Origin of the sequence: Asticcacaulis aquihabitans (assembly GCF_032490435.1) — a bacterium.
Classification (GTDB): domain Bacteria; phylum Pseudomonadota; class Alphaproteobacteria; order Caulobacterales; family Caulobacteraceae; genus Asticcacaulis.
This window is the reverse complement of the sequence record NZ_JAVGWM010000002.1, coordinates 231156-251223: the sequence shown is the minus strand read 5'-3', so window position 1 is coordinate 251223 and position 20068 is coordinate 231156. Positions and strand designations below refer to the sequence as shown.

General features: G+C 58.9%; 20 protein-coding genes. 13 read left to right on the top strand and 7 right to left on the bottom strand.

The features are described 5' to 3' along the window. The first annotated feature begins 257 nt into the window (after positions 1-257). From RCJ00_RS08110 to acpA, 10 genes are all read left to right on the top strand, one after another. Entirely contained in the window at positions 258-1298 is a 1041-nt protein-coding gene (locus RCJ00_RS08110; RefSeq protein WP_316221297.1) for a TonB-dependent receptor, read from the top strand. After that, the gene (locus RCJ00_RS08105) at positions 1295-2467 is read left to right on the top strand and encodes a TonB-dependent receptor (protein ID WP_316221891.1); all 1173 of its coding nucleotides are present in this window, start codon (positions 1295-1297) and stop codon (positions 2465-2467) included. The genes RCJ00_RS08110 and RCJ00_RS08105 overlap by 4 nt, the downstream gene beginning before the upstream one ends. A gap of 9 nt (positions 2468-2476) precedes the next feature. Further along, positions 2477-3511: an aldo/keto reductase gene (locus RCJ00_RS08100; RefSeq protein ID WP_316221296.1), complete on the top strand. Its 1035-nt coding sequence runs from the start codon at positions 2477-2479 to the stop codon at positions 3509-3511. Then, entirely contained in the window at positions 3511-4572 is a 1062-nt protein-coding gene (locus tag RCJ00_RS08095) for an ABC transporter permease (protein WP_316221295.1), read from the top strand. Before RCJ00_RS08100 ends, RCJ00_RS08095 begins: the two co-directional genes overlap by 1 nt. Before the next feature lie 4 nt (positions 4573-4576). Continuing rightward, positions 4577-5404, top strand: a complete 828-nt coding sequence (locus tag RCJ00_RS08090; RefSeq protein ID WP_316221294.1) for an ABC transporter permease — start codon at positions 4577-4579, stop codon at positions 5402-5404. Beyond that, entirely contained in the window at positions 5401-6408 is a 1008-nt protein-coding gene (locus RCJ00_RS08085; protein WP_316221293.1) for an ABC transporter ATP-binding protein, read from the top strand. The genes RCJ00_RS08090 and RCJ00_RS08085 overlap by 4 nt, the downstream gene beginning before the upstream one ends. Next, complete coding sequence (locus RCJ00_RS08080; protein WP_316221292.1) at positions 6386-7384, top strand: ABC transporter ATP-binding protein; 999 nt, start codon at positions 6386-6388, stop codon at positions 7382-7384. The genes RCJ00_RS08085 and RCJ00_RS08080 overlap by 23 nt, the downstream gene beginning before the upstream one ends. Then, a complete protein-coding gene (locus RCJ00_RS08075; protein WP_316221291.1) occupies positions 7369-7701 on the top strand; it encodes a tautomerase family protein in 333 nt (110 codons plus the stop codon). Before RCJ00_RS08080 ends, RCJ00_RS08075 begins: the two co-directional genes overlap by 16 nt. Next, positions 7701-9017 (top strand): MFS transporter, encoded by a 1317-nt coding sequence (locus RCJ00_RS08070; RefSeq protein ID WP_316221290.1) that lies wholly within the window; start codon positions 7701-7703, stop codon positions 9015-9017. The genes RCJ00_RS08075 and RCJ00_RS08070 overlap by 1 nt, the downstream gene beginning before the upstream one ends. A gap of 122 nt (positions 9018-9139) precedes the next feature. After that, on the top strand, positions 9140-10840 hold the full coding sequence (acpA, locus tag RCJ00_RS08065) for an acid phosphatase (protein ID WP_316221289.1): 1701 nt from the start codon (positions 9140-9142) through the stop codon (positions 10838-10840). Positions 10841-10948: 108 nt separating this feature from the next. Here the strand turns inward: acpA and RCJ00_RS08060 are convergent, their stop codons facing one another. The 6 genes from RCJ00_RS08060 to RCJ00_RS08035 all read right to left on the bottom strand — a co-directional run bounded on the left by RCJ00_RS08060 (position 10949) and on the right by RCJ00_RS08035 (position 16154). After that, positions 10949-12118, bottom strand: coding sequence for an MFS transporter (locus RCJ00_RS08060; protein ID WP_316221288.1), 1170 nt, complete (start codon positions 12116-12118; stop codon positions 10949-10951). Between the two features lie 110 nt (positions 12119-12228). Continuing rightward, complete coding sequence (locus RCJ00_RS08055) at positions 12229-12597, bottom strand: helix-turn-helix domain-containing protein (RefSeq protein ID WP_316221287.1); 369 nt, start codon at positions 12595-12597, stop codon at positions 12229-12231. A gap of 154 nt (positions 12598-12751) precedes the next feature. Then, positions 12752-13123: a response regulator transcription factor gene (locus RCJ00_RS08050; RefSeq protein WP_316221286.1), complete on the bottom strand. Its 372-nt coding sequence runs from the start codon at positions 13121-13123 to the stop codon at positions 12752-12754. A gap of 125 nt (positions 13124-13248) precedes the next feature. Further along, complete coding sequence (locus RCJ00_RS08045; RefSeq protein ID WP_316221285.1) at positions 13249-13875, bottom strand: response regulator transcription factor; 627 nt, start codon at positions 13873-13875, stop codon at positions 13249-13251. A 2-nt stretch (positions 13876-13877) separates the two neighbouring features. After that, positions 13878-15326 carry a sensor histidine kinase gene (locus RCJ00_RS08040; protein ID WP_316221284.1) on the bottom strand — a complete coding sequence of 483 codons (1449 nt, stop codon included), beginning with the start codon at positions 15324-15326 and terminating at the stop codon, positions 13878-13880. Between the two features lie 216 nt (positions 15327-15542). Next, positions 15543-16154 (bottom strand): helix-turn-helix domain-containing protein, encoded by a 612-nt coding sequence (locus RCJ00_RS08035; protein ID WP_316221283.1) that lies wholly within the window; start codon positions 16152-16154, stop codon positions 15543-15545. A gap of 277 nt (positions 16155-16431) precedes the next feature. On the opposite strand from RCJ00_RS08035, the gene RCJ00_RS08030 reads away from it, so the two are divergent. From RCJ00_RS08030 to RCJ00_RS08020, 3 genes are read left to right on the top strand one after another with little or no spacing between them, the layout of a single operon-like run. Then, complete coding sequence (locus RCJ00_RS08030) at positions 16432-16965, top strand: Dps family protein (RefSeq protein ID WP_316221282.1); 534 nt, start codon at positions 16432-16434, stop codon at positions 16963-16965. A 30-nt stretch (positions 16966-16995) separates the two neighbouring features. After that, positions 16996-18042: a cupin domain-containing protein gene (locus RCJ00_RS08025; RefSeq protein WP_316221281.1), complete on the top strand. Its 1047-nt coding sequence runs from the start codon at positions 16996-16998 to the stop codon at positions 18040-18042. After that, positions 18039-18572, top strand: coding sequence for a DsbA family protein (locus tag RCJ00_RS08020; RefSeq protein ID WP_316221280.1), 534 nt, complete (start codon positions 18039-18041; stop codon positions 18570-18572). The genes RCJ00_RS08025 and RCJ00_RS08020 overlap by 4 nt, the downstream gene beginning before the upstream one ends. 325 nt (positions 18573-18897) lie before the next feature. Here the strand turns inward: RCJ00_RS08020 and RCJ00_RS08015 are convergent, their stop codons facing one another. Continuing rightward, on the bottom strand, positions 18898-19737 hold the full coding sequence (locus RCJ00_RS08015) for an alpha/beta fold hydrolase (protein ID WP_316221279.1): 840 nt from the start codon (positions 19735-19737) through the stop codon (positions 18898-18900). Between the last annotated feature and the right edge of the window lie 331 nt (positions 19738-20068).

Sequence of the window (20068 nt, the reverse complement as noted above, 5' to 3'; positions counted from 1 at the left end):
GGCAGCTTAGCTAAACCTATCGGATAGGATTTTTGTTATCGCAGGTGCGGAATTGGCTTTGACACAAATTCATATCAATTTAATATGAATTAAAGGCATGACGGACCACCGGCGCCTTTGGGTGCGCCGCCAGGGGTGGCGCAATGCAGTATCTGGCCGAGGAACGGCTGAGGCTGAGCCCATCCACACTTTCATCATTGGTATTATCCGCGCGGGTAACTCGCTGAGCGGGCGCGCGAACACACTGGAGAACTCTTTTGCGGGGCATTCATTCCAAGGCGCTGGTATCGACCGGCGCCCTCATCCTATCCTTGTCGTCTATATGGGGCGCGGCCGTTGCAGGCGTCGCTCCTACGGCGGAAAATTCTGACGTAGCAAAAAACGCGGCCGATTCGGCTGGTGACAGCGCCGAATCCGAGCCGATCGAAGTGACGGTCACGGCGGAGTTTCGTCGCACAAATATCCAGAAGACGCCGGTGGCTGTCACGGTCATCAATGCCGACATGCTGCAAACAAAGGCCGTGGAAAATCTGCGTGACGCCAACACCCGCATCCCCGGCCTTTTTGTGGCACCAACGGCGCTGACTTTTTCGACTGGAAGCTATTATATCCGCGGCATCGGCGAAACCGATTCCATCGCCAACCAGACCGTCGGCACCTATATCGACGATGTCTATATCTCGCGGCCCATCGGCGGCACGTTTGACTTTAATGATGTGCAGGACGTCGAAGTGTTGCGGGGGCCGCAAGGCACCCTGTATGGCCGAAATTCGTCGGCGGGCGCGATCAAGATCACCACGAAGACGCCGGGGAATGATTTTGGCGCCTTTGGTGAAGTCAGCGTCGGCGATCATTCAACATCCATCTTCCGGGCCGGTGTGAGCGGGCCGCTGGTCGAGGACAAGCTGGCCGGTAGTTTGGCGGTCGTAAAGCGCTATCGTCAGGGGCTGGTATTCGACAAGACCCTGGACACCTATGTCGGAACTGTCGATACGCTGGGTGTGCGCGGCAAGCTCAACTGGACACCGACAGCCAAGTCCGCCTACCTGTTGACCGGTGAGATTTTCGAAGACAAGGGAGATCCGACCCCGCTGATACCGCGCATCCAGCCGGGCGGGGTGATCGACCCCAACACCAACTATTCCGAACAGCTTATCTCAAACCATACCAAGCTTTGGGCCGGGTCGCTGCGCGCCACCTGGGATCTCACGGACAAAAGCAAGCTGAAATTCATCAGTTCGGTGCGCGCCTTCAAACAACCGGGCTGGTACGACCAGGATAGGATGGCAGTGCCCTGACGATCAACCGCACCTATTCCAATCACCGTGACCTCAACTGGACGCAGGAACTGCAATACCTCTATGACGGCGACCGCATTCATGCCGTCGTTGGCGCCTTCGCCCTTTATGACAATTTCCGCTCTTACCGGACCAACTATTCACCGCTGTCGAACGCGGCGCTGTTGCCGGATCGCACCTATCTTCAGGACTCGGGCGAAAAGACCAAGAACTATTCCGTCTACGGCCAGGTCACCTATGATCTGACGCCGCGCCTGCATCTCATCGCCGGTGAGCGCTATACCTACGAAGCGCACAACTTCACCTTTACCGGCAATGAGCAGAATGCCTCCAAGCAGTATCTGCCCGTCTATTACACCATCAATAAGCCCTATCAGCACTGGACGTCCTGGACGCCGAAGCTGGGCCTGAACTACGAATGGACGCCCGCGATTGCCACCTACGTCACCTATGCCGAAGGGTTCAAGGCTGGTGGCTTCGACGGCCGCGCCACGTCAAAAGCGTCGGCGGGCCTGCCCTATGATCCGGAGACCGTGACGACCTGGGAGGGCGGCGCGAAGGCCGACGTCCTTGGTCATACGGTGCGCCTGAACCTGTCCGTCTTCCATAACGATATCGAGGGCTACCAGGCCTCGGCACTGGATGAAAACAACATCTCCCACCGTATCAATCTCGGAAAGGTGCGCACGCAGGGCTTCGAACTGGAGGCCCGTTGGCGACCGATCGCTGGCCTGACCTGGCAGAACAATATCAGCCTTTTGGAAACCAAGGTCTTGTCGGCGGGTGGTGCTGCGTCCAATGCGGCGCTCTACGATGGCAAGCAGGTGCCAAATGCGCCGCGCTGGCAGTATTTTAGCGCCCTGGATTATGAATTGCCGTGGCAGACGAACGGCATTTGGAAGGTTGGCGCGGAATACTATTTCCGTACCAAGCAATTCAGCGATCTGGTCAACACGCCGGATATGATCGGTGTGGCGCAGGAAATCGTCAATCTGTCGGCGAGCTTCAAACTGAACAATTCGCATTTCGCCTATTCGCTGACCGTCCGCAACGCCGATGACCGCCGCTACGATCAGGGCGGCACGCGCGGCAACGGCGTCACCGCTATCAACGCAGCGACCTACAATGATCCGCGCCTTGTCCTCTTCCGCGTCCGCTACGACTACTAGGAAACAGCCATGCAATATACCCGACTAGGGAAAACAGGCCTCAAGGTCTCACGCATCGCCTTCGGATGCTCAAGCTATGGCTCAACCGATTGGATGCCGTGGGCGCTGCCGGAATCCGAAGCCCTGCCGTTCTACAAGCAGGCGCTCGATGCCGGCATCAACTTCTTCGACAATGCGGATTCCTATTCGACCGGTCTGGCCGAAACGATCCAGGGCAATGCGTTTGAAAAAATTGGCGTCCCGCGCGATCAGGTGGTGTTGGCCACCAAGGTATTCGGCCCGATGGGCAAGGACGTGAATCAACGAGGTCTGAACCGAAAACACATCCGTCACGCAATTGATGACAGCCTGCGCCGTCTGAAGACCGATTATATCGACCTGTATCAAATCCATCGTCTCGATCCGACCACGCCGCCGGAAGAAACGATGGAGGCGCTGCATGAGGTGGTGACATCGGGAAAAGCCCTCTATATCGGCGCCTCCAGCATGTACGCCTGGCAATTCGCCAAGCTCCAGGCCATAGCCGAGAAAAACGGCTGGACGAAATTCGTCTCGATGCAGAACCGCTACAATCTCCTCTACCGCGAGGAGGAGCGTGAGATGATCCCGCTCTGTATCGATCAGGGCGTCGGCGTCATTCCGTACAGTCCCCTGGCGCGTGGCCTCCTGACCGGCAGCCGCCGGCGCGGCACCAAGCGTTCGGAAGTGGTCAAGGATTTCGCCCGCCCCGAGGACGAAGCCGTCGTCGACCGCGTGCTGGCTGTGGCCGAAGCGCGCGGCGAGTCCGCCGCCAAGGTGGCGCTGGCCTGGCTGCTCACTCGTCCCGGCCTGACCGCTCCAATCGTCGGGGCGACCAAGATCAACCATATAGATGACGCTGTGGCGGCGCTTGACCTCAAGCTGTCGGACGAAGAAATCCGCCTGCTGGAAGAGCCCTATGTCGCGCAACCGCCCCAGTTCGGCCGCGAGACGGTGCCATCGCACAATGTCGCGGCGGCGGAAGCTTTCGCGGCGGCGCGCGGCCAAGACACAACGGTGTTTTGATGTCAGGCGGTCGCAGTCTCCCCAGCCCCTACACCGATCCACTGCGTTTCGATGGAGCGGTGAAACGGCGGGCGTCGCGCCCGCTGATCCTGCTGCGGCGACTGGCCTTGCGGCTTCTGACCCATGTTCTGCCGCTGATGCTGACCATTATCGTCGGCACGTTCATTCTAATCCATTCGGCTCCGGGCAGTTTTGTCGAAATCATGTCGTCGGAAATGCAGTTGTCCGACCAGGCTATGATTGACCGCCTCAACGTCACCTATGGGCTCGACAAGCCGCTATACGTGCAGCTCTGGAAATATCTCGAAGCCGTGGGGCGGCTCGATTTCGGTTTTTCCTATCGTCAGAATATTCCCGTCACCGAGGCGATTCTGCATCACTTGCCGGCCACGCTTATCCTCATGCTGTCGGGATTGGCGGTTGCCCTGCTGACGGGCGTCGCATCGGGCATCGCGGCCGCGAGCCATCATAACGGCATCGTCGACCGTATTCTGTCGATGGTGGGGGTTTTCTTTTTTGCCGCTCCGATCTTCTGGGTCGGCATCATGTTGGTGATCCTGTTCGCGGTGAAGCTGGACTGGTTGCCGATCGGTGGCATGACGACCATCGGGGCCGATAACGGCATCTTGGGCAATCTGTTCGATCTCGGCGCCCATTTACTGATGCCCGCGATTGCCCTGGGCCTGCATCAGTCGGCCATCTATATGCGTGTAACGCGCAACGCCATGCTCGATGCCGCCCAGGCGGACTATGTCCGCACCGCATTCGCCAAGGGACTGTCAAGTATCGCGGTGACCGTCCGGCATATTTTCCGCAACGCGCTCCTGCCTGTGGTCACGGTGCTGGGTCTGCAATTCGCGGCCGTACTGAGCGGTAGCGTCGTCGTTGAAGCTGTCTTCAACTGGCCGGGGCTAGGCAGCCTTCTCTACGATTCCGTGGTGGCGCGTGATTATCCGGTTATGCTGGGAATCATTATCTTCAGCTCGCTCCTGGTCATGGTCGTCAACCTGATCATCGATCTTGTCTATGCGTGGCTTGATCCGCGCATCGTGCTGGAGTAGAGCGATGACCCTGATCCATAATTTTAGCCGTAATCCCATGGCGCTGACAGGTGGTCTGCTGCTGCTGGTCGTTGGCTTGACGGCGCTCGCCGCGCCGATTGTCTTTCCATCCGATCCCTTGCGCATTGTGGCCCCCGCCTTGATCGAACCGTTCACCAATGGCCGTTATCCACTCGGTACGGACGGCATGGGGCGCGATATGCTGGCCATGATCGTCCATGGCGCTGGCACCACCCTGGCTATAGGCATATCTGCCGCGGTCACCGCCTTGCTTATAGGTGTCACCATCGGCGCAGTCGCCGGATATTACGGCGGGTGGATAGGCAATCTGTTCGGTCGGCTGATCGAACTGTTCCAAACCATACCCGGCATTGTTTTCATTCTTGCTCTCGTCTCCCTGTTTGGCGCGAACATGGTCTTCATTGTTCTGATCATCGGCCTGGTATCGTGGGAATCCATTGCCCGGCTGACGCGGGCCGAAGTCATGGCTTGGAAAAAGCGTGATTTCATCCTGGCCTGCCGCGCAACCGGCATGACCGATATCGCCATCATCTTCGGCGAAATCCTGCCCAATGCGCTGGCGCCGGTCATTGCCGTGTCGACCCTGTCGATCGCCGGCGCGATCCTGGCGGAATCGGGCCTGTCTTTCCTGGGGCTCGGCGATCCGAATATTTCGACCTGGGGACGCCTGGTCGGCGAAGGGCGCAATATGATCACTTCGGCCTGGTATATCAGCGCCATCCCCGGCGTCGCCATCGTTATCACCGTGTTCGCTCTTAGTCTGGTCAGTGATGGGCTGGGCGAGGTGCTAAATCCGAGGCTTCGCAGATGAGCCGCCTTGTTCTCGATGTCCGAAACCTGTCCACTGCGGTCAGCACGCGCAAGGGCGACCTGACCATAGTCGATGACCTCAATCTGAAAGTACGGCGGGGCGAAACGGTTGCCATTATCGGGGAGTCTGGTTGCGGCAAATCCCTGGCCGCCCTGTCGCTCATGCGCCTGCTGCCGAAGGGGCGGGCCCGTATTCGCGACGGGGAAATCCGTCTCGAAGGCCGGGACCTGGCGACTTTACCCGAACGCGACATCGTCCGCTTGCGTGGCCGCGATATCGCCATGATTTTTCAAGACCCGATGAGCGCCCTGAACCCGGTCATGACCATTGGCCGCCAGCTCGAAGAAGCCATTCGCGCGCATGTCGACCTGAAAGGGGAGGCGCTGAAAGCGCGTTGCATCGAGTTATTGCGTCTGGTGCACATCCCCGATCCGGAAACACGACTTAAGGAATATCCGCACCGTTTGTCCGGCGGCATGTGCCAACGCATCGCCATCGCCATGGCGATTGCCTGCGATCCACGCCTGCTGATTGCCGATGAGCCGACGACCGCGCTCGATGTCACCATTCAGGCCCAGGTGCTGCAACTGCTTCAGGAACTGAAGGCGCGCACGGGCATGGCGCTGTTGATCATCACGCACGACTTTGGCGTCGTGGCGGAGATGGCGGACCGGGTGGTCGTCATGTATGCCGGCCGCAAGGTCGAAGAAGGCGTCGTCCGAGACATTTTCCGTGATCCGCGCCACCCTTACACGCAAGGTCTGCTAGCCCTGACCCTGCACCCCGGTCAGTCAAGGGCCGCACGCCTGCCGGAAATCCGGGGTGTGGTGCCGCCCTATGAAGCGCGCGGTGCAGGCTGTCCCTTCGCCGATCGGTGCGACAAAGTCCTTGATGTCTGCCGCCGTCAAGCCCCGGCCACGATTGCCCTGACCGTTGATCACGAAGTCGCCTGCTGGGCCGCCGAGCTGGAAAGTGAGCGCTATGTCGTTGCTGTCGATAACTGATCTGACGGTTCATTTGCCGACCGGCGCGGGTATCGTCCATGCGGTCAATGGCGTGTCCTTCGCCATCGCCGAGGGCGAGACGGTGGGGCTTATCGGTGAGTCGGGCTGCGGCAAGTCTACGCTCGGCCGGGCACTTTTGCGTCTGTCGCCTGTTACACGCGGTGGCATCGAGTTGGATGGCCAGGATATCACCCATCTCAATCAGCGCGACCTGACAACCGTCCGTCCCAAGATCCAGATGATTTTCCAGGACAATGCCGGTGCGCTCAATCCGCGCCACAGCGTCGGCAAAAGCATTGGCCAGCCGTTACGTCTGGCGGGCTGGAGTGCGAAAGACGCCAAACGACGTGTCCATGATCTCCTGGTACAGGTGGGCTTGCCTGAAACGGCTTATGACCGGTATCCGAACGAGTTCTCCGGCGGTCAGCGGCAGCGGATCGGCATAGCGCGTGCCATCGCGCTCAATCCGAAACTCATCGTCTGCGACGAACCGGTATCGGCCCTGGATCCGTCTGTACGGGCTCAGATCATCAACCTGCTCAACGATTTGCAGGCCAGGCTCGGCATCTCCTACCTCTTTATCTCGCACGATCTGGCGGTTGTGGAACATATCGCCGACCGGGTGGTGGTGATGTATCTGGGCCAGATCATGGAGCAAGGCGCGCGCGACACGTTCTGGAAGCAGCCCTTGCACCCTTACACCCGGGCGCTTCTGGCCGCCGTGCCAAGTGCCGATCCGGACGCGGTGCGCGTCAAATCCGTTCTCCAAGGCGAGTTGCCGAGCAATCTCAACCTGCCCGCCGGCTGTCCGTTCCAGGCGCGCTGCCCCATGGCGACGCAGCAGTGCCGCGAAGAAACGCCGGCGCTTCGCCGGGCAGGCAGCGGCAATGATGTCGCTTGTCATCTGGTCGCGCCTGATACCGGCGCCACTGCATCACATACAGTAAAGGAAACCGATAGATGCCCAGCACCCTGATCTCAACCCGCGCCGGCTGGATCGACAGCCCCGCCGCCGTCTTCGATGCCGTTCAGACGGCCCTGACCGAAAGCATCGGCACGCCAGCTCATGCCCGTCATATTCGGTTGGTGCAATATCCGCCCGATCATTTTACGTCTGGCGAAGGCGAGGGTGAGCGCTACACCAATGTTGAAGTCACGCTCTTCAGCGGGCGCACCCCCGAACTGAAACAGGCGTTGTTTGCAGCCGTGAAACGCAATCTCGGCGCCCTCGGCGTGCCGGAACAGGACGTGAAGGTCATCCTCATCGAATCGCCGAAAGAGAACTGGAGCTGATGACAAACGATTTACTGCCGGCGGAAAAGCACGACCCGGCAGCCGCCTTTCGCCATCATGAATACCGTCTGTTTTACGGTACGCGGCAGTGTAACATGTTCGGCACCAATATTATGATGCCAACCCTGGGCTGGCAGATCTACACCCTTACCCACGATCCGATGTCGCTTGGCCTGATCGGGCTGGCGGTATTCGTGCCCGTCATGCTGGCGACCCTGCCGTCGGGGCAGACCGCCGACCGGTTCGAACGCCGTAACGTCTATCGCGTGTTTCAGCTTGTTCTGACGACTACGGCGCTGATCTTCTGCGGGCTTACCGTGACCGGGGTTACCAATCCGCTGTTCTTCTACCTGGCGGCGGGGCTTTTCGGCGCGTCAAAGACGTTTTCGGCCCCCTCCGCCGCCGCATGGATGCCCCATCTGATCCCACGCAAGGACCTGCCTAATGCCGTGGCATGGAATGCGTCGGGCTTTCAGCTTACCAGTGTGATTGGGCCGGCCGTTGCTGGCCTGACACTGCACCTGTGGGGTGAGGGCGCAACCTATGCCCTGGCGGCGGGGCTTTATTTTACCGGAGGGGTCGGTGCGACCCTGATCCGGACACGCAGCAAGGGCGGGGACAGGCGGCCGGTCGGCCTGGCGCATCTGCTGGGCGGCCTCAACTATATTCGCCATAACCGCCTGATCCTGGGCGCGGTGACGTTGGACCTGTTCGCCGTCCTGCTGGGTGGTGCCATTGCACTCTTGCCGATCTACGCCAGCGACATCTTGCATGTCGGTTCCGCCGGATTTGGATTGTTGCGCAGCGCGCCGGCGGTTGGCGCGGTCCTGACGGCTCTTTTTCTGGCCATCCGGCCGTTTCGCCGACATGTCGGACTGTGGATGTTTGCGGCGATTTCCGTCTACGGTCTGGTCACTATCGTCTTCGGTCTGTCCAAGATCTATTATCTGTCGCTGGCCTGTCTTGTCGCCCTGGGCGCCGCCGACATGGTCGGAAACTTCATTCGTCAATCATTGATGCAATTGTCGATGCACGACGATATGCGCGGGCGGGTCAGCTCCGTCAATATGATGTTCAATAGCGCATCGAATGAATTGGGCGATATGGAATCGGGGTTTGTGGCCTCCTTGGTCGGGGTTGTGCCGGCCGTGGTGATCGGTGGGATCGGCACCCTTGTCGTCGCCGGTTTGTGGGCCTGGAAATTCCCCGGCCTGCGGCAGATCGACAACCTGCTGAGCCTAAAGGCCGATGCCGGAGCGGAGGCCGCACGCATCGAGGCGGTGGCAGAAGATGAGGCGTTAAAAAAATCCGCTTGAATCTCACTTTACCACAGGTCTTACGCGCGCCTATGCTTGTATCGATATTGGCCTGCCGCATGCCCAGTCTGCCCCCTGGCTGACCGGCCGGGCCGGCGAAACGTGTAGGTGGATGGAATACGATGGCGAAGACAGGCGATAAGGGACCTTCTGACGATAACGACAGCCCAGGCAAGCGGGCGGCGCCGGACGGCGCCAATCGTCGCGAACTTCTGGGCGGTCTGGGCCTGGGCCTGGCGGGCGTCGCAGCCGGTTTGCCGTCGCAAGGTTTGGCCAAGGGGGCGCGGCCGGGCGCGTCGGCTAGGGTCACGGATGCGCAACTTCAGCGCCACATTCAAAATGTGGTGGTGATCTATGCGGAGAACCGCAGCTTCAATAACCTGTTCGCCGACTTTCCGGGCTTGGAGCAGCCTGTGAAAAGCCTGCCGCCCGAGCGTTATCTGCAACGCGACCGGGACGGCAGCGTCCTGTCTGTCCTTCCGAAAATCTGGGGTGGGCTTGTCAAGGATGCACAGACCGTCAACCACCAGAACTATCTCATCGGCGAAGCCGACATTACAGGCCTGCCGAACAGGCCCTTTGCCCTGTCGACGCCCGCCGGCGATCCGTTACCGCAGGGTGTGGTGACGCGTGACCTTGTTCACGCATTTTATCAAAACCAGAAGCAGATCAACGGCGGCAAGAATGATGGTTTCGTCGCTTGGGGGGACACAGGGGCCATGGTTATGGGCTATTATGCCGATAACCAGGTCAATCTCAGGCTCTGGAAGATCGCCCGTGAATATACGTTGTGCGACAATTTCTTCATGGGTGCGTTCGGCTCATCATTTCTCAATCACCAATACCTTGTCGCCGCCACGGCGCCCTATTATCCGCATGCCGATGAAAGTGTCGCCAAGAGTCGCATTGCCGTCGTCGATGGCGACCCGAAAGGCATCGGCCTAACACCGGTTCCGGATATGAAACCGAGCGCTCTGGACGGACCCGCCCGGTTTGGCGGCGGCGCGCTGACGCCGGACTTCTATGCCGTCAACACGATGAGCCCGCCCTATGCGCCAAGTTCAAGTCGCGATCCCGCCAACCTGGCTTTTGCCGATCCCAATCATTCCAGCACCCTGCCGCCGCAGACCCATGGCACGATCGGCGATCGCCTGTCGGAGAAGGGTATTGAATGGGCCTGGTACAGTGGTGGCTGGAACACCGCCTTGACCCGGGCGGCGGAGGCAACCGATCCGTTTCCGTCACGTCCGAATTTCCAAAGCCATCATCAGCCCTTCAACTATTTTGCCCGGTTTGCACCGGGCACGCCCGATCGGGACCGGCATCTGCGCGACGCCGGCACCGACGAGACGTCACGTACCAATCATTTTCTCAAGGCAATCGAAGACGGGATGCTTCCCGCCGTTGCCTATTACAAGCCGCAGGGCAACCTGAATATGCATGCCGGATATTCCGACGTCGACAGCGGCGACCGGCATATCGCCACGGTGATAGATGCCCTGCAAAACGGTCCTCAGTGGAAGAACATGATGATCGTTATCACGTTCGACGAAAACGGCGGCTGGTGGGATCATGTGGCGCCACCGAAAGGGGACCGCTGGGGGCCGGGAACGCGCGTGCCGGCGATTGTTGTCTCGCCCTTTGCAAAACGCGGCCATGTCGAACACACGACCTACGATACTGGATCGATCGCCCGTTTTCTGCGCCGCCGCTTCGGTCTGGCCGACCTGCCGGGACTGAAGGAACGCGAGGACGCCATGCTGGCTAATGCTGGGCTTCGCCCTGGCGATCTCACAGAGACATTGGTGTTTGAACCGTCATAGAGAGCTATCGCCTTTTTTCTGGAGCTCGGGGCGCATAGTCGAAAGGGGGACAGGCCGAAGCCGATGGTTCCGCACATTAGAGCGACATGTATCGGTCACATGACGGCATTACCGTCGGCGTCTCATTTCCCCGGCTGCGAAGGCCCCTAGGGGCAAGAGCGCGCCTACAATGCTGACTGTAGCCCAACCGCCCAGCGTCCATTCTATGACGGCTATGGCCGAGCCTATGGCGCCACCGAGAAACATGGCAGTCATGAAGATCGCGTTCAGTCGGCCCTTCGCGGCATGGTCCAGGCTATAAATGATATGCTGATTGGCGATCAAGCTGACCTGGACGCCAAGATCGAGCAGGATGACACCGACGATCAAGCCCGTGAGGCCGGGCCAGAACCCAAGCACGATCCAGGACAGTAGGGCGATGCCACCACCAATCGTGACAATCCGTGTGGGGCCGACCTTGTCTGTCAGTCGTCCAGCCAATGGCGCCGCCAGAATACCCACGGCGCCGACGATGCCGAACAGCCCTGCGACATCCGCTCCCATGCCGAACCGCGGAGAGGCCAAATAAAAGGCAAGAACGGTCCAAAACGTGGAAAAGGAGGCGAAGAGCAAGGCCTGGACAATGGCTGCCCCGCGTAGGCTGGGATGGCGCTGCCATAGCGCGAGCAGGGACGCAATCAAGCTCCGGTAGGACGCGGGATTGGATACAGGCCGCGCGGGCAATACGAACGCCATACGCAGTCCGGCTAGCAGGATGATCGGGATGGCCAACCAGAACATCGGGCGCCAGCCGAGATGTTGGGACACCAGGCCTGCCACCGTCCGGCTCAGCAAAATACCCGATAGCACACCGGCCATGACCGTGCCTATGGCGGCGCCTTGTTTGTGCGGAGGCGACAAAAGCGCGGCCAGCGGGACGATTTGTTGGGCAACGGTGGATGCGGCGCCGATGGCAAAGGAGGCCAAAAGCAGGATAACAGGGGAGGGCGATATCGCGGCGATAGCCAGTGCTGCGCACAGCACAAGCAATTGGTACATGATTATGCGCTTGCGGTCGAACTTGTCCCCAAGGGGTAGAAGGAAGAACAAACCTGCCGCATAGCCAAGCTGCGTCAAGGTCGGCGTAAGTGCGATGAGGGAGGAATGCGGAAATTCGCGCTCAATTATGCCCAGCATGGGCTGGCTATAATAGATATTGGCCACGGCGACCCCTGAGGCAATGGCCATGGACAAGAGAGCGGGTTTTTTGATGTCTTGCGACGCGGATAGGGGGGGCATGAGGCGAGGCTTTCGTCTGATAGGCCGCAGCTTCGTCACCGTGTCTGGCTGGGTGAGGCGCGTGCCTGATGTGGGGTTGAGTAAGCAGATGTTGAGGGCGATCTTGGCCCTTATTCTGTAAGGATTTCAATAAGCTCGAGCACCTTACGGCGTAACCGCGGCTCAATGCGCGGGACGGTATGGGCAAGGGCCTTTCCCTTGTCGGAAAGCCAAAAAGAGGCCGGTGTGATGTCGCCGACGGGCTCGAGGCTATCGAAGAAATAGCCGATAGGTGCGTCAAGCACCCGGGCGATGTCGAAAAGCGTGGTGGCGCTTAAGCGTGTGATGCCGGATTCGTATTTCTGCACCTGCTGAAAGGTCACGCCGATCCGGGCGGCGAGCATTTGCTGGCTCAGTTTCAGTTCTTTCCGACGATCGCGAACGGCCTGGCCGATCTGGCGATCGATGTGACCGCTTTCCGTTACAATAAAGGTTTCCATTGTGCGCTCCTGCTAGCCTGGCCATATTCAGGCTGCGGAGACAGGATAGGCCTTCGGGTCGGGTGAACAATTATACGACCGGTTTGAAACCTATCCGTTGGCTTCGGGGTCATGATACCTTGGTATATGTTGTGACCTGGATCGGCGGTTGGGCTCAGCCGGCCGTGATTGCACGTTCGATCAATGAAATCATGGTCGTGCCGTCACAGGGCTTGGCGAGGAACCCGATAGCGCCAGCCATTTCCGCGATCTGGCGGATCTTGGGATCGTCAAAAGCCGTCATAAATATCATTGGCAAGGAGCGTTTTTCCGCCTGCAGATAGGCTTGCAGATCGATACCTGACATCTCGCGCATCTGGACGTCCGTGATCACGCAGGCTACCGCATCCAGGTCGGCAAGGGCGAGGAAGTCCTCCGCGCTGGCGAACGTGATGGCTTTGAGGTTCAGGGACAAGACGAGATTTTCAGTCGCTGACCGAACATCTTCGTCGTCATCGATGATCGCAATCACCGGGGTATGGGACACAACTACATTCCTTCCCGCGCAGGCGGACATTCGCGATTTCGCGTGAGGTTCGTAAAATGACAGTTCTGCGCGCCCGCGCCTATCTATACTCTCGTATATTCGGCGGTTTTTCCGGTGAGGCGCGATCAGCCGTCGCTATGCAGCCCGAGGCTTTGCGCCATACGGACCAGATCAGCCAGAGAGCCGGCGCCCATTTTGCGCATCATATCGCCGCGGTGGATTTTAACCGTGATTTCGCTCAAGCCCATCATGCCGGCGATCTGTTTGTTCAGAAGCCCCTTGGTGACCAAGGCCATCACTTCCGACTCGCGGGCGGTCAGGCTGGCGTAGAGGGAGGTAAGCCCCGACTTCGCCTTTCCAGCCGCCTTCAAGAGCTTGTCACGCCCGATGGCAACAGTGACGGCATCCAGCATGTCCTGATCGCGAAACGGTTTGGTCAGGAAGTCAATCGCGCCGCCCTTCATGGCGCGCACTGACATGGGCACATCGCCGTAGCCGGTAATGAAAATAATCGGCAATTCGAAGCCCGATTTCGTCAGGTGGTTCTGGAAATCGAGGCCGCTGACACCGGGCAGGCGAATGTCAAGCACAAGGCAGCTGGGCGTATCTGGCAGACGCGCCTGCAACAGCTCATCGGTTGAGCCGAAAAGCAGCACGTCCAGGCCAACCGAATGGAACAGGTTACTCAGGGCGTCCCGGAGTTCCGCATCATCATCAACAACGATTACTGTAGCAGCAGATTGGGATGTCATGTCTAGGCGCTTAAGGTTGGCAAATGGATGGAAAAAGACACACCGCCGCCGTCCGCTGGGGAAAATACAATCTCCCCCTCGTGAGCGTCAATAATCGTACGGCAGATGGACAACCCCATTCCCATACCGGTGGCTTTGGTACTGTAGAATGCGGAAAAGATCTTACTGGCAGACTCGTCCGATATGCCTGGGCCGAAGTCACGGACGGAAATGACGATACCGTCCCGGCCGTCTGATGTCTGGCGGGAGGTCGAAATGGCAAGAGCGCGGTCTTGCGCCGGCGTGGCTTCCATGGCTTGGACGCCATTCATCACCAGATTGATGACCACCTGCTGCAACTGAATGGGATCGCCCATGACCTCAAGGGGGGCGTCCGCCAGGGTCAGGTTCAGACGCACCTGGCGGCTCGAGAGTTCATGCTGCACCAGCACGAGCACATCTTCGACAAGCGCATTGATCTCCAGGCGTCCATGTTCCGGGCTCGATTTACGTGCCAAAGCACGCAGTCGCGTAATGACCTCGCTGGCGCGTCGACCGTTGCTGATCATCTTTTCGACCGAGGTCAGGGCGACGGCGATATTGGGTTCATCCCGGTTGAGCCATCTCAGGCAGGCTTCACCGTTAGTAACCACGGCGGCGAGGGGTTGATTGACCTCGTGCGCGATGGAGGCCGTGAGTTCACCCAAGGTCGAGATGCGAGTCGCATGCGAAAGGGCTGCCTGGGTTTGAAACAAGGCCTCCTGTTCGCGCCGCCGCTCGGTAATATCGCTGTTGGTTTCCAGAATGGCCTTCGGCTGTCCGCGCTCATCAAGCTGACAGGACCAGCGGCTGGCCACCACGACCTGCGTGCCGTCGCGACGGGTGTGAATCAGCTCGCCCTCCCAGCGGCCGGCGGAGAGCATGGCTGAGCGGACATCTTCAAACGGAATTGGAAAGACGGTCTGAAGAAGGACAGACAGGTGTCGGCCCTTTACGTCTTCTGCAGGCCAGCCGTAGAGGGCTTCGGCGCTGCGGTTCCAGAAGGTGATCGTGCCGTCCAGTTGGCAGGCAATGATGGCGTCGTGCGAACAGTCGAGGAGCTCCGCTTGGTCCTTCAGTCGCTTGAGAGCGGCTTGCCGCCTTACGGCCATGAAGGTCGCCAGCGCAATGGCACATAGACTGACGGCGCATCTTACGACTGAGTCCACCGTATAGGCGCCTTCGTGGCCGAAGACAAAGCTCACCAGTGTAAGCAGGATACAAACACCTGATACGGCTAGCAGTCGATTGCGGTTCAGGACAGTCGCCGAGAGAATGACGACGAGCGCATAAAGCACCGCAATGGCGGCGCCTAGGCTGGTCATGGTGTCGATCGCGAAGATCACGATGCTCAGCAAGACGGCGGCCACACCGGCGCCCTGAATCGGGGAGGTACTGGACACCGGCGCCCGTGCCGGCTCTTGCGTCTTCACTATCGACCCCCTCGTTGCGTTTCGACAGGCTCGAAACCGCATGACACTGCGTTTGTCCAGACAGGTCTGGCTTGCGGTGCAAGCTATACCCGAACCTGAACGCCATCCCAACATATACCTTGGTTTGGGTACGGATCAACATAAGCGCGTCCGTAGATTTGTGCGACACGGAATGTTCGGCGAAGGCGAGGGTGTCGGGGGGCTGTAGACCTGTTTTCAATCCATCTGGCGCGCAAGACCTCGCCAGTGACGCGGCGTTTCACCGACAATGCTTTTGAACACCGTCGTAAAATGTGCCTGAGTTTGGAAGCCCACGGACAAGGCGATTTGGACGAGGCTGTCGGAGGTGTCTCGCAACAAGCTCTGCGCCCTTTGAATGCGTTGGCGCAGGACAAATTCATGCGGGCGGTAGCCAGTTGCTTGGCGAAACTGCGCGGCGAAGTACATTCGGCTCAAACCGGCGCAGGCGGCCAGGTCTGCGAGTAAAATCGGTTCGCTGAGGTTCGCGTCGATAAAGGACAGGACCTTCTTTAGGCGCCATTTGGCAAGACCGCACACCTCGTCTTGCTGTGCGGTGGTCTTGGCGCTCTCGGTCTGAATCCCCAGCCAACGAGCGATCGCTGCCAGCCGTATCTCAGTTGTATCGTGAGTTGAATACAAGTCCTGGGCAGCCAGCGGGCCGTGAGGCCCCTGGGCCCGCAACAGTTCTTGTTGCAGCAGGTAATCGACATATTCCAGCGCGCCATGTGGGTCGCTCACGCCGGCCAGAATGCCGGATGCGATAAGTCCATCGGGAATGCGGTGACTATTAACAGCGTGAAGGGGCATGGATGAACCTTTCTGAGACTGGCGTGACCTGTTCGGTGCAAACACAATCTACGGTTCTCGATCGCCCGTTCCCATTATACCGGCGCATAGTCGGGCATATTCAAGCATGGTATCAGGTAAACCAAAGTATAGGTGCACGTCCGCATCAGTCGGGAGGGACGCGCGAAATGCAGGCGATCGTTCGCTTTCGAAAAAACGCGGGCGAAACCGGAAGATGGTGCGACCGGCAAACGGCATCCTTTGGGGCAGGTAAACACATTTCCAAAGGAGCCTTACCATGACGTTTCAAACCCCTAACGCACTTGCCGCCAGCGACTTTTTGCAAACCCCAACTGGTCTCGATCAGGCGGCGGCTGCGGATATTTCTGCGCACCTGACACGCCTTCTGGCTGATGTCTTCGCTATTTATTTAAAGACGAAGAATTTTCACTGGCACATGAGCGGTCCGAAGTTTCGTGATTATCACCTTCTGCTGGATGAGCAGGGCGACCAGATCTTCGCGATGACCGATCCGATTGCCGAACGGGCCCGCAAGATTGGTGGCAACACGATCCGTTCAATCGGTCATATCGCGCGCCAGCAACGCATCAAAGACAATGACGACGATTTTGTTTCCGCCGAGGTCATGCTGAGCGAGTTGTTGCGTGACAATCTGACCCTTAGCGCTGCCTTGCGTGAAACTCATACCGTTTGCGACGACGCTGGCGATGTCGCCACCGCCAGCCTGCTTGAAAACTGGATCGACGAAACCGAGCGCCGGACCTGGTTCTTGTTCGAAATCACCCGCAATCCCGGTGGCGTCAATCTGTGAGCGTCTTGTCTCATTTGAAAGGTCCAGACCATGTCAAAATCTCCCCACATCATCTCCCTCGCTAAACGTCCGCCGGCCTTCGAGGGGCCGGCAGGCACGATGGCCGAAGTGAACGCTTCGGTCTTTCCGATCCTGAACCGTTTGTCGATGAGCCGGCTCATTCTGGCACCCCTGGGTGTGCGTGAGCCGCACTGGTACGCCAACGCCCATACCCTGGGTTATTGCCTGCGCGGGGAAGCGCTCATGACCATCGCGGGCAATCACAGCGCCCGCGACAGCTTCACCCTCAAGGCCGGCGAAATGTTCTTTGTTCCCTCCGGTGCCATGCAGCATATCGAAAACACCGGTGATACCGAAGCCGAATTCATCATGGCGCACACGCACCAGACCCCGGAACAGTTCGGTATTTCGGGCGCGTTCCTGGCCATGACGGATGCGGTACTCGCAAACACATTCGACTTGAAGGCTGACGCGTTTTCACATCTGAAGCGTACTGCGGGAGAAGCCCATATCGGCTTTCGCGCGGACAAGGCGGTGATCGAGGCGGCCGAGCGACACATCAATCCTTACAAATATAAGGTCGAGGCTACGCCGCCGCAGATCGACACGCCATCGGGTGTCGCCCGTCTCAGCAAGTCGGATATCTGGCCGGCGCTAAAGGACGTGTCGATGTTCTCGATCAATATCCGCGACGAAGGCATGCGCGAACCGCATTGGCACCCCGGAACGGCCGAAATGGGCTATGTGACGCGCGGCACCGGCCGCATGACGATCCTTAATCCGGATGGTCAGGCCGATACCTATGTGATGACCCCCGGCGATGTGTATTTCATCCCGCGGGCCTATCCTCATCATATAGAGGACATAGGCAACGGGGATCTGCATGTTCTGGTCTTCTTCGATCAGGCGCTGCCGGGCGATATCGGGTTCAAATCCCTGGCAAGCTGTTATTCGCGCCAGATCCTTGCCTCCGCCTTCGATGTGGTGGAAGCCGATCTCCCGAACTTTCCATTCACTGACGTTGATCCGCTCATTGTTCCCCGCGGCAACCCGATCGACGCGGTAGGTGTGCAATGAGCGCGGATGCTGTTTTGAGCCGCCCGGTCGGCGCTGACGATCATCGTCAGGGTCCGGACACCGCTCCCGTGACCCTGGTTGAATATGGCGACTACGAGTGCGTCTATTGCGGTGAGGCATATCCCGTGCTGAAAGCCGTGCAAGCGGAACTTGGCGATAAGCTGAGATTTGTCTTCCGCAACTTTCCGCTCGTGGATCTCCATCCGCATGCTTTCATCGCCGCCGAAGCGGCAGAGGCATCAGGGGCACAAGGCAAGTTCTGGGAAATGCACGACATGCTCTATGAACATCAGTCCGACCTGTCCCCGGCGGCGATCGTCGACTATGCCGAACGGCTGGGGCTGGACTTGGCGCGCTTTGTTCGCGAGGTAAATAACCAGACCTACGCCAAGCGCATAGAAACGGCGTTCCAGGATGGCATAAAAAGTGGTGTTACCGGCACACCCAGCCTGTTCATCAATGGCGATCGCTATGACGGTGCGCGCGATACCGCTACGCTTGTTCGGGTACTAAAGGCCGCGTTCACCTGAGGACATAGGGCATATGCGCAAAAAGCCGCCGTCACCGAAAAGGTGGCGGCGGCTTTTTGCGTTTCTGATGCATGGCCGCCATGAAAATCACATGCGACACCTGGCTTGGTGCCGGCAAAACGCATGCGGTAATGTCGAGCTAGGGCAGGCCTGAGATAGGAAAGGTCTGAGATAGGGAGGCCAATGACAAATCGCCGGAGACGTATCCCGACCAGGCGCCGTGAGGTGGGCATACATCCTGCGGGTCGCACGACAGGCTGGCGCAGACAAAAAATGCACGGTTCACTGTGGAACCGTGCATCGCCTCAGCAACGGAAGTCGTCAATCAGCCTGTTATGAAGGCCAGCAGATCGGGATTGATAACATCGGCATGGGTGGTGCACATGCCATGCGGGTAGCCCTTATAGACTTTTAGCGTGCCATGCTTGACCAGTTTGATGGCCTCTAGCGCGGCGGCTTTTATGGGCACGATCTGGTCGTCGTCACCATGCATAATGAGCACAGGCACGTTGATGGCTTTCAGGTCGCCGCTCTGATCGGTTTCCGAGAATGCCTTGATGCCTTCGTAGTGGGCTTTTGCGCTCCCCATCATGCCCTGGCGCCACCAGTTGTCGATCACGCCGTCGATGGGTGTCACGCCTTCGCGGTTGAAATTATAGAAGGGCAAGGGGACTTCACGGTAAAATTGAGCGCGATTGTTGGCGGTCTGGTCCCGGAAACCGTCGAAAACACTGATCGGCAGGCCGTTGGGGAACGCGGCTGTCTTGACCATGATGGGTGTTACGGCGCTGATCAGAACGGCCTTTGACACACGGCCATTGCCACCGTAGCGGGCAACGTAGCGGGCAACTTCGCCGCCGCCGGTCGAGTGGCCGATATGGACGGCGTTTTTGAGGTCAAGATGCTCAACCACCGCATTGGCGTCGGCGGCATAGGTGTCCATATCGTGGCCTTCGCTGACCTGGCTCGACCGGCCATGACCGCGGCGGTCATGGGCCACGACGCGGAAACCCTTGTTGACGAAATACATCATCTGGGTGTCCCAGTCATCGGACGACAAAGGCCAGCCGTGATGGAAAACGATCGGCTGAGCCGTCTTCGGACCCCAATCTTTGAAAAAGATTTGGGTGCCGTCCTGGGTGGTGACATAGCTTTGATTGGACATGGTCTTAACTCCTTGCTGGGTGGGGGTGGTGTGTGAGTGCTTAGATTTGCCGGGCGCCGCCTGTGCAGCGAATGGGACGATTGCAGTGGCCCCAACGACAAGGGTTCCGCTCAACATCTGTCGACGTGAGGTCAAACCTATGGATGGTGAATGGGCCTCTGGATGTGTTTGGTCTTTGGGCATGTGTCGGCCTTTTCGCTGCGAGGTGGTATGAAAACGGTAGTTTGTTTTCGCGGGGACAGGATGCCGCCATCGCACCGGGCGATCTTTCGGTATTGCCGCATATTTGCCAATTCGAACGATAGGCATGCGCGCGCAAAAAAGGCCCGTC